Raw genomic sequence first — 11659 nt, 5'->3', positions numbered from 1 at the left:
CGGGCGGCTCGCCGGTCCGCACCGGTCAGCGGCTCACCTCGGCTTCACGGTCGTTCTTGAGCGCTGCGGGTGCGCTGCGGACCGTGTCGATCCCGGCGACGGGAATTTTGGCGTCGAGGAAGGGGAGTTGGTCGGACATGCCGTCCACGGGGCCGTCGAGCCAGGGTTGGCCGATCGCGGTGAAGTGGTCCGTGTAGTGGCGTTGCAGCCCATTGCCGTAGACGCCGATGACGTAGTTGGGGGCGGCGACCATGTCCATGTCGAAGTAGCCGCGGATCGGCTGGAGCGGTTCGGTCTCGACGAAGTGTCGGGAGCCGCGCATGCCGTCCTCTTCGCCGCCCCACCAGCCACGGCCGCGGCGCGGTGTGCGACCTGGCCCGGGTCGAGGGTCGGGCCCGGGCGGCGGGGAGCGGGCCGAGCGGGGGAGGAGCGGCGGGCATGGGAGGTTTCGTGACGGGGACCGGCAGGCGGGCGACGGTCACGGAGATTCGGCAGCGGCTGTCTCGGCAGGAGCGCGTGGACTGTTGCCGGTGGCCGTCGTTCGGATGGGCCCCGTCGGGCGAAGTCGGCCGGAGGGCGACCGGGGTTGTCTGGCCGTTCGACCCTGCCCGCCCGGCCGCCTCGGCCTCGACGTGTGTCGAGCCGACGATCGGCACGTGTCGTCCCGGGCTGGTCAAGCGGCCCAGGGTTGTTCACTCGTTCGTAGTGCGTCGTGCCTGTTTCGTTGCCACTCGACCATCCTCCTGGTTGGCTTTTCGTATGTTCGGGGAAATGCCGCGCGGAAGGGAAGGCGCGGTCGGCGATCGGGTCACAGACGCGCTCGGACGGCCCGGGCCGGAAGTCGCCACGCACGCCGCGGATGTGGCGGCCGCCGTTCTCGTGTCCTTCGTCCCCCGGCAGTGTTCGTCCGGGTGGCGCACCCGACCGACCCCGCGGCCGTGGTCCCGCGTCCGTTGTTCGACCCTCCCGGAGGTCTTCCGTTGTCCAGCCCCGGCGCCACGACCGCGTCCGATCCCGACCCGGAGCCCGGTTCGAACCCCGTGGAGGGGCGCGAGGAGGCGCGCTCCCGGGTGCTGCCGCTGACCTCCGCGCAGCGGGAGTTCTGGCTCGCCGAGCAGCGTTTCCCCGGTGGGGGAGCGACGTACCGGGTCGCGGAGTGTGTGGAGATCCACGGCCCCGTCGACGCCGCGCTGTTCGAGGTCGCGCTGCGGCAGACCGTGTCGGAGGCCGAGGCGGTGGGGATGCGCGTCATCGAGGGCGAGGACGGCCCGGTGCAGGTCGTGGACGCGGGCCTGGATGTGTCGCTACCGCGTGTCGACGTCAGCCGTGATGCCTCTCCCGAGGCGGCGGCGCGCGCGTGGATGGCAGCGGACCTGGACACCCCCATGGATGTGTCTCGCGGCCCGCTGTTCCGGTTCGCGTTGTTCCGGCTGGGGACGGACCGCTGGTGGTGGTACGGCAGCAGTCACCATCTGGTGATGGACGGCTTCGGTTTTGCCCTCGTCGCGCGCCGGGTCGCGCGGGTGTACACGGCCATGGTCGCCGGAAGGGCCACGGGAGCCTCCCCGTTCGGGTCGCCCGCGCATCTGGTGCGGGCCGATCTGGACTACCGGACCTCGGGGCAGTACGACGCCGACCGCGCGCACTGGACGCACGTGCTCGCCGACCTGCCCGACCCGGCCCCGCTGCCCGTCCGGCCGGATCTTGCGCACACGGAAGTCGGCGCGGGCGACGGCCTGTGGTTTCCCGGTGCCGGCCGCAGGACCGAAGCGCGCCCGATGGCATCCCCGGAGGCGCTGCGGAAGGCGACCGAGCAGACCGGGACACAGCGGTCGCGCTACCTCGTCGCCGTCGCGGCGGCGTACGCGCACCGGCTGACCGGCGCGCGGGACGTGCTCCTCGGCCTGGTCGTCTCCGGCCGCTCGCGGCGTGACCTGCTCAACATCCCGGGAGTACTGGCCAACGTCGTGCCGCTGCGCCTGAAGGTGCATTCGGCCATGCCGTCGGCCGAGTTGCTCTCCCGCGTCGACCATGCGGTGGAGCAGGCGGTGGCGCACGAGCGCTACCGCGGCGAGGACATGACCCGCGACCTCGGCCTGCCCGACCGGATCGGCTCGCGGTTCTTCATGATCGTCAACGTCATGACGTTCGGCGCCTCCCTCACGTTCGCCGGCCACCGCTCCACGATGCACAACCTCTCCCGGGGAGCCGTCGCGGCCCCGACGCTGGTGGCGCTGGAGCAACGGGACGGAGCCGGGCTGCGACTGGAACTGCACGCCGCCGCGGACCGGTACGGCGACGCGGACCTGGTCGACCATCAGACGCGGTTGTTGCGCCTTCTGGACGCGATGGCCACGGCCGGCCCCGATCGGCGGGTCGGCACCTTCGACCTGCTTTCCGACGGTGAGCGCCGCGAGTTGGTGGGCCGCCGCGACGAGGTGCCGGCCGAAGTCGCGGATGTCGCCGTGCCCGGGCTGTTCGAGGTCCGTGCTCGCACCACCCCGGAGGCCGTCGCCGTGGTGTGCGGGGACGACGCCTCGACCTACGGGGAGTTGAACGCCCGGGCGAACCGGCTCGCGCACGCCCTGATCGCCCGCGGCGTCGGTGCCGAGGACATCGTCGCCCTCGTCCTGCCCCGCGGCGTCGAGATGGTGACCACGATCCTGGGAGTGCTCAAGGCCGGTGCCGCGTACCTGCCCATCGAACCCGGCTGCCCCACCGCGCGGATCGCGGCCACGCTCGCCGACGCCGACGCGGCCCTGCTGCTCACCCATACCGCGATCCGCGCCGCGATCGATCTTGCCCCGGGGACGGATTCGCTGCTGCTGGACGCCCCTTCGACGACGGCACTGCTGAAGAACTGCCCCGATTCCGATCCCGGCGTCGCCATCGATCCCCGGCATCCGGCCTACGTCATCCACACGTCGGGTTCGACCGGCCGGCCCAAAGGTGTGGTGATCCCGCACCGCAACGTGGTGCGGCTGCTCTCCTCGACCCGACGCCTCTTCGCGTGCGGTCCGGACGACGTGTGGGCGCTGTTCCACTCCTATACCTTCGATGCCTCGATCTGGGAGATCTTCGGCGCGCTGCTGCACGGCGGGCGCCTGGTCGTCGTTCCCCACGACACCACCCGCTCCCCGGGGAAGTTCCTGCGCCTGCTGGCCGACGAGCGTGTGACGGTGCTCTGTCAGACCCCGTCCGCGTTCCATCCCCTGATGCACGCCGACCGCGAAGCCCCGGAGATCGGGCCGACGCTCTCGCTGCGCACGGTGCTTCTCGGCGGCGAGGCCCTCGACCCCGCCCGCCTGGACGACTGGTACAGCCGCCACGGCGACGACGCGCCCGTGCTGGTCAACATGTACGGCCCCACCGAGACCACGGTGTACGCCACCCACGCCGCGTTCGACCGGGAGAGCGCCGCCGCGGCGGGCGCCAGCGTGATCGGCACCACCCTGCCCGACCTGCGCGCCCACGTCCTCGACGCCGCCCTGCAACCGGTACCGCCCGGCGTGCCCGGCGAGTTGTACCTGGTCGGCGAAGGTCTCGCCCGAGGCTACCTCAACCGGCCCGGCCTCACCGCCGAACGTTTCGTCGCCTGCCCGTACGCGACCCCGGGCGAGCGGATGTATCGCACCGGGGACGTGGTGCGCCGGCGCGCGGACGGCGCGCTGGTCTATCTCGGCCGTGCCGACCGGCAGGTCAAGATCCGCGGCTTCCGGATCGAACCCGGCGAGGTCGAAACCGTCCTCGCGGCGCATCCGGACGTGGTTCAGGCCGCCGTCGTCGCCCGCGAGGACCGGCCCGGCGACCAGCGCCTGGTCGCCTACCTCGTCCCGGCCCCGAGCGGTGCGCGGGTCCCGGAACTGCGTGAGCATGCGCGACGGCACCTGCCCGACTACCTGGTTCCGTCGGAGTTCGTGACCCTGGACGCGCTCCCGCTGACGGTGAACGGCAAGCTGGACACGGCCGCGCTCCCGGCTCCCGAGCACCACCCCGGTGCAGCCGGCCGGGCCGTGCGCACCCCCCACGAACAGGTGTTGGGCGAGTTGTTCGCCGAGGTCCTCGGGGTGCCCCGGGTCGGCGCCGACGATTCCTTCTTCGACCTCGGCGGACACTCCCTGCTCGCCACCCGCCTCATTTCCCGCCTCCGCGCGGTGCTGGGCGTCGAGGTCGGGATCCGCACCCTGTTCGAGGCACCCACGCCGGCCGGCCTGGCCGCCCGGCTCGACGCGGCGGGCCGGGCCCGGCCCGGGCTGCGGCCGCAGCCCCGTCCGACGCCGCTGCCGTTGTCGTTCGCCCAGCGCCGCCTGTGGTTTTTGCACCGCATGCACGGCCCCACACCCACCTACCACATCGCCCTCGCGCTGCGTCTGTCCGGGGAACTCGACCCGGCGGCACTGGAGCAGGCCCTGGCGGACGTCGCCGTGCGACAGGAGAGCCTGCGCACCGTCTTCCCGTTGTCCGAGGACGGGCTGCCCTGTCAGCAGGTCCTGGACGAGGCGCGAATCCGTCGGCACCTGGCCCTGGCGGTGACATCCGTCGGCGCGGCGGAGCTGGAGGACCGGCTTGCGTCGGCGGCGCGCCGCGGTATCGACCTGGTGACCGAACCGCCGGTGCGCGCCGAGCTGTTCGCCCTGGCCCCGGACGAGCACGTGCTGTCGTTGGTGGTGCACCACATCGCCGGGGACGGCTGGTCGATGGGCCCACTGGCCCGGGACCTGACGGCGGCGTATACCGCGCGGTGCAGCGGCGAGGCACCCATCTGGACGCCGCTGCCGGTGCAGTACGCCGACTACACCCTGTGGCAGCGGGACCTCCTCGGCGACCCGGCGGATCCCGAAAGCCTGGCCGCCCGCCAACTGGCCTACTGGAGAGAGGCGTTGGCCGGTCTGCCCGAGCAACTCGCGCTGCCCACCGACCGGCCCCGGCCCGCGGAGGCCACCCACCACGGCGCCACCACCGACATCACGCTGGGCGCCGACCTCCATACCGCCCTGCGCGATCTTGCCCGCGCACGCGGGGTGAGTCTGCACATGGTCCTGCAAGCGGGTCTCGCCGCCCTGCTCACCCGCCTCGGTGCCGGGCACGACATCCCCATCGGCACCCCGATCGCCGGGCGCACCGACGAGGCCCTCGACGACCTGGTGGGGTTCTTCGTCAACACCCTGGTCCTGCGTACCGACACCAGCGGCGACCCCTCGTTCGCCGAACTCCTCACCCGGGTCCGCGACATCAACCTGGCCGCCTACGCACACCAGGACCTGCCCTTCGAACGCCTGGTGGAGGAACTGGGTCCGGCGCGCTCACTCGCGCACCACCCCCTGTGCCAGGTGATGCTCGTCCTCCAGAACACCCCCGCGGGGACGATCGAGCTCCCCGACCTGCGGGTGAGTGGCCGGCCGACACCCACCGGCACGGCGCGGATGGACCTGACGCTCAGCCTCACCGAACAACACACCCCCGACGGCGCCCCGAACGGGATCGTCGGCACCGTCGAATACGCCACCGACAGTTTCGACCCCGCCGGCGTCGAGGCGCTGACGGACCGGTGGACGCGCCTGCTGGTGTCGGTGGCGGCCGACCCCGACCGGCCGATCGGCCACGTGGAGATCATGTCGGCACCGGAACGCCGACGCGTGCTCCAGGAGTTCGACCGGACCGCTCCCGCGACGCCGGAACGATCGATGCCGGCACTGTTCGCCGCACAGGTGGCGGAAACACCGGACGCCCTCGCGCTGATCGTGGGCGACGGCGAGCTGACCTATCGGGAGCTGAACGCCCGCGCCAACCGGGTCGCGCACGCCCTGATCGCCCGCGGCATCGGCCCCGAGGACATCGTCGCCCTCGTGCTGCCCCGCTCGGTCGACCTCGTCGTCGCGATCCTGGGCACGGTCAAGGCCGGGGCCGCCCACCTGCCCGTCGACCCCGGCTCCCCGACCGCTCGCATCCGGTCGATGCTCGACGATGCCCACCCCGCGCTCGTCCTCGACCACTCGGACATGGCCACCGTCCTGCGGGAAGAACGCCCGGACACGGACCCGGGCATCGCCGTCGACCCCCGGCACAGTGCCTGTGTCGTCTACGATTCCGACGCCACCGGCCGCCCCGAGGGCATGACCGTCACCCACGCCGGCATCCCGCACCTGGCCGCCACCCGGGCCGAGCAGCTCGGACTCGGCACCGGCAGCCGCGTGCCGGTCTCTCCCGCCTTCGACCTCTGCGTCCGGGACCTGTGCGTCGCCCTGCTGTCCGGCGCCCCGCTGGTGCTCGCCCCGCCGGCCGACCCGCTGTCGCGACCGACGCACGCCGGCATGCCGCCATCGGCGCCGGCCGGCGTGGCCGCACCCGACCGCCCGGTGACCACGCCGGGCGTCGCCGGCGCGGCACGCCCGGCGGGACCGGTGGACCGGTGGGCGCCCGGGCGAGGCGTGATCAACGCCCACGGTTCGACCCAGACGACCGGGTCGGCCACGATGACTGCCCCGCCCGCCCCCGCCGGCTCCGTCCCGCCGCTCGGCCGGCCCGTCGCAGGGATGCGCGCCTACGTGCTGGACGCCGCCCTGCGGCCGGTGCCGCCGGGAGTGATCGGGGAGCTGTACCTCGCCGGGACGGGCCTGGCTCGCGGCTACCTGGGCCGGCCCGGCCGGACCGCCGAACGGTTCGTCGCCTGCCCGTGGGGCCGGCCCGGCGAACGTATGCACCGCACCGGCGACCTCGCGAAATGGCGCCCGGCCGACAACGGACTGGATTTCTGCGGCCGCACCGAAGACCAAGTCGAGATCCGCGGTGTCCGCATCGACCCCGGCAGGATCGAAACCGTGCTGGCGGCCCACCCGGACGTGGACCGAGCCGCCGTCGTCGTCCGCGAGGACCGGCCCGGCGGCAAACGCCTGGTCGCCTACCTGGTTCCCACCGCCGGCCGCAGCGCGCACCCCTGGGACCTGAGGGCGCACGCACGCAAACATCTGGCCGAACACCTGATCCCCTCGACGTTCACGACCCTGGACGACCTGCCGCTGACCACCCACGGCAAACTCGACCGCACCGCGCTCCCCGCACCCGAACACCACCCGGCCGAACACCCGCGAGCGCCACGCACCCCGCAGGAACGTCAGCTGTGCGAACTGTTCGCCGAAACCCTCGACCTCCCGCACGTGTCCGCCGACGACAACTTCTTCGACCTCGGCGGACACTCCCTCCTCGCCACCCGCCTCACCTCCCGCATCCGCGCCGTCCTCGACACCGACGTGGAACTGCGCACCCTCTTCGAAGCCCCCACGCCGGCCGAGCTGGCCGGCCGACTCGACCGGGGGAACCCGGTGCGGCGGCCCGCCCTGGGCCGCGGGCAACGCCCCCGGAACGTGCCGCTGTCCTTCGCCCAGCGCCGCCTGTGGTTCCTGCACCGCCTCGAGGGCCCCAGCCCCACCTACAACATCCCCCTCGCGATGCGCCTGACCGGCAGCCTGAACCGACAGGCCCTGCACGCCGCCCTCGCCGACGTGGCAGCGCGACACGAGAGCCTGCGCACGGTGTTTCCCGTGTCGGAGGACGGAGTGCCCCACCAGCGGGTGCTGGACGCCACGCAGAGCCGCCTCCACCTGCCGCTGCCCGTCACCCGACTCGACGAGACGGACCTTCCGGAGCGGCTCGTCGCCGCCGCCCGGTACTCCTTCGATCTCGCCGTCGAACCGCCACTGCGCGCGGAGCTTTTCGGCATCGGACCGGACGAGCACGTGCTGCTGCTGCTGGTGCACCACATCGCCGGGGACGGCTGGTCGACGGGCCCGCTCGCGCGTGACCTGGCCCGCGCCTACGCCGCCCGGGACCGCGGCGAGGAACCCGCATGGGACCCGCTGCCGGTCCAATACGCCGACTACACCCTGTGGCAACACGATCTGCTCGGCGACCCGGCCCATCCCGACAGTCTCGCCGCCCGCCAACTCGCCCACTGGAAACAGGCATTGAACGGCCTGCCCGACCAGCTGCCACTACCCGTCGACCGCCCCCGCCCCGCAGCCGCCACCCACCGCGGCGAGCACCTCGCCGTCGAACTCGACGCCGGACTGCACGCCGCCCTGACCGATCTGGGCAGACGCCACGGCGCGAGCCTGTTCATGGTCCTGCACGCCGGGCTCGCCGCCCTGTTCACCCGCCTGGGCGCAGGCACCGACATCCCGATCGGCAGCCCCATCGCCGGACGCACCGACCAGGCCCTGGACGACCTCGTCGGCTTCTTCGTCAACACCCTCGTCCTGCGCGCCGACACCTCCGGCGACCCCACGTTCGCCGAACTCCTCGCCCGCGTACGCGACAACGCTTTGACCGCGTACGCCCACCAGGACCTGCCGTTCGAGCAACTGGTGGAAGAACTCAACCCCGCCCGGTCGTTGTCCCGACACCCGCTCTTCCAGGTGCTGCTCGGCCTCCATCACGCACCGGCGCACGAGTTCGCCCTGCCGGGACTGCGCACCACCGCCGTGCCGCTGGACACCGGAACCGCCCGGGTCGACCTCGCGTTCGGCCTGGCGGAACGCTACGGTCCCGACGGCGATCCCGCCGGTGTGGACGGCACGCTCGAGTACGCCACCGACCTGTTCGACCGGTCCACGATCGAGACACTGACCGCACGATGGACCCGACTGCTGCGGGCAGCCGCAGCCGATCCCGACACACCCATCGGCCGCATCGACCTGCTCTCCCCGGATGAGCGACACACGCTGCGGTCCGGCACCGGGGGGCCCGAGGCGGAGGACGAGGCGGAGGACGAGGGTGTGCCGTGGGCCGCCCTGCCCGAACTGTTCGCCCGGCAGGCGCGGGCCACGCCGGACGCGCCCGCCGTGATCGCCGGCGACACCACCGTGACCTACCGGGAACTGGACGAGCGTGCGAACCGCCTTGCACACGCCCTGCTCGAGCGTGGGGTACGACCGGAGAACACGGTGGCGGTCCTGCTGGAACGCTCCCTCGACCTGGTCGCGGCCCTGCTGGCGGTCGTCAAGGCCGGAGCGGTCTACGTGCCGCTGGACTCGCGGTTCCCGTCCTCCCGCATCGACCTGATCATCCGCCGGACCGGCGCGGTGCTGCTGCTGAACCCCGACACGCTGACCACGCTCGAACAGGGCAACCACAACGACGCCGACCCGGACCTCGCCTGCCATCCCCGCCGGCTCGCGTACGTGATGTTCACCTCCGGATCGACCGGCGAACCCAAGGGCATCGCCGTCACCCACCACGACGTGGCCGCGCTGGCACTGGCCCCCACCTGGCGCGGCGGCGCCCACGAGCGGGTCCTGGCACACTCGCCCACCGCGTTCGACGCCTCCACCTACGAACTGTGGACACCCCTGCTCAACGGCGGCACCGTCGTCCTCGCCCCACCCGGCCCCCTCGACGTCGACACCCTCCACCGGGTTCTCACCCGGCACGCGGTGACCGCCGTGTTCCTCACCTGCGGACTGTTCCACCTGATCGCCGAACAACAACCGCACTGCCTCGCCGGCGTGCGCGAAGTGTGGACCGGCGGCGACGTGGTCTCCCCCTCCGCCGTCGCCCGGATCCGGCAAGCCTGTCCCGGCACACTGGTCGTACACGTCTACGGCCCCACCGAGACGACCACGTTCGCCACCCAGCACCGGGTCGGACCCGTCGTCGCCACCGATCGGCCGCTGCCGCTGGGCCGTCCCATGCCCGGCATGCACGTCTGGGTCCTCGGCCCCACCCTCGACCCGCTGCCGCCGGGAGTGACCGGCGAGCTGTACCTGGCCGGCCCCGGCGTCGCCCGCGGCTATCTGAACCGCCCGGCCCCGACCGCCGAACGGTTCGTGGCCTGCCCGTTCGCTGCGCCCGGGGAACGTATGTACCGTACGGGCGACCTCGCCCGATGGCGCGCCGACGGCGCGGTCCTGGAATTTCGCGGACGAGGCGACCGGCAGGTCAAGATCCGCGGGTTCCGCATCGAACCCGGCGAGATCGAAGCCGTGCTCACCGCGCACCCCGGCGTGGCCCAGGCCGCCGTCACCACCCCCGAGGACCGACACGGCGACAAACGCCTCACCGCCCACTTCGTGCCCACCCGGGGCGAGAGCCCGACGGCCCCACAACTGCGCGCGTACACGCGACGGCACCTGCCCGAGTACATGGTTCCCTCGGCGTTCGTCCTCCTCGACGCCATGCCGCTGACCCCCAACGGCAAGCCGGACCGCACGGCGCTGTCCGCCCTCGCCCTCGAACACCGGCCGAACGCCGAGGACGACACCCGCACAACTCCACGAACCCCCCACGAGCAGGTCCTCGCCGAACTGTTCGCGGAGATTCTGGAGGTGCCGGCCGTCGGGACCGACGACTCCTTCTTCGACCTCGGCGGCCACTCCCTCCTCGCCACCCGCCTCATCTCCCGAATCCGCGCCGTCCTCGGCGTCGACATCGCACTCGGCGCCCTCTTCGAGACACCCACCCCGGCCGGCCTGGCCCGGCGATCGGGGACGGGTCGCCCCGGCGACGTCCTGGAGGTGGTACTGCCGCTGCGCCCGCACGGAAGCCGGCTGCCGCTGTGGTGCGTTCATCCCGCCGGCGGCGTCGGCTGGGTGTACGGCGGGCTGTTGCGCCACCTGCACCCGCAGCAACCCGTGTACGCGCTGCAAGCCCGTGGCCTGACCCGCCCGGAACCGGCGCCCGCCTCGGTCGAGGAGATGGCCGCCGACTACCTGGAACAGATCCGCAAGGTGCAGCCGGAGGGGCCGTACCAGTTGCTCGGCTGGTCCGCCGGCGGACTGATCGCGCACGCCATCGCCACCGAACTGGCCACGCACGGCGAGCACACGGCGCTGCTGGCCGTTCTCGACGCCTACCCCCTGTACACGATCTCCCCCGACGAATCGACCCTCCACCGCGGCGCGGAGCACTTGGCGCTCGTACTCGACTGCGACCCGGGCACCTTCACCCCCCAGCCGGTGACCTACGACGGGCTCGCCCGGGTGCTGCGCGAACGAGGGCATGTCCTGGCCGGTCTACAGCCGCACCAACTCGCCGCCGTCGCGGCCGTGTTGGATCACAACGCGGTGGCGGCGCACACGTTCACCCCCGGCGTGCTCGACGGGGACATGCTGCTGTTCAAGGCCACCATCGAGCGCGATCCGCGCCTTCCCGAGCCCACGGCGTGGCGCCCGCACGTCAGCGGACGGATCGAGGTCCTCGAGATCGCCGCCCGCCACAACGGGCTGATGCAACCGGACGCGCTCGCCCGGATCGGCCCCGCCCTGGCGACCCGCCTCGACCGGATCGCCGCGACCCTCCCGGCCGGTACACCGGACCCCGACCCCGACCCCGCTCCCGCCGGCGCACCGGCACCGGCAGCGCACGACCGAAAAGAGCCGAAATGACCCACACGACCAACCCCTTCGAAGACCACGACGCCACCTACGTCGTCCTGGTCAACGACGAGAACCAGCACTCACTGTGGCCCGCAACCCTGGACGTACCCGCCGGATGGACCGTGGCGCATCCCGAGGACAGCCGCCGGGCCTGCCTCGACCACATCGAACGCACCTGGACCGACATGCGCCCACAAAGCCTGATCAACGCCATGAACGCCATGAACGCCCAGGAGCGATAGCACAGCAGCAGCCGCTCGCGTGCGTCCACGCCGGCACTCACCTGGCGA

General features: G+C 72.6%; 2 protein-coding genes and 1 pseudogene. 2 read left to right on the top strand and 1 reads right to left on the bottom strand.

The genetic code is table 11. The features are described 5' to 3' along the window. Nucleotides 1-25: 25 nt before the first annotated feature. Nucleotides 26-334 (bottom strand): annotated as a pseudogene (locus ABIA38_RS27550) (M28 family peptidase); the annotation flags it as partial. A 646-nt stretch (nucleotides 335-980) separates the two neighbouring features. Between ABIA38_RS27550 and ABIA38_RS27545 the strand changes: the two are divergent. Together ABIA38_RS27545 and ABIA38_RS27540 are read left to right on the top strand one after the other, a co-directional pair. Next, nucleotides 981-11378, top strand: a complete 10398-nt coding sequence (locus ABIA38_RS27545) for an amino acid adenylation domain-containing protein (protein ID WP_424641540.1) — start codon at nucleotides 981-983, stop codon at nucleotides 11376-11378. Beyond that, nucleotides 11375-11611 (top strand): MbtH family protein, encoded by a 237-nt coding sequence (locus ABIA38_RS27540; RefSeq protein WP_424641539.1) that lies wholly within the window; start codon nucleotides 11375-11377, stop codon nucleotides 11609-11611. Before ABIA38_RS27545 ends, ABIA38_RS27540 begins: the two co-directional genes overlap by 4 nt. The last annotated feature ends 48 nt before the right edge of the window (nucleotides 11612-11659 follow it).

Source organism: Embleya sp. AB8 (assembly GCF_049739465.1).
GTDB lineage: Bacteria > Actinomycetota > Actinomycetes > Streptomycetales > Streptomycetaceae > Embleya.
The sequence above is the reverse complement of the archived record's forward strand: the minus strand, read 5'-3'. Positions and strand labels throughout refer to the sequence as shown.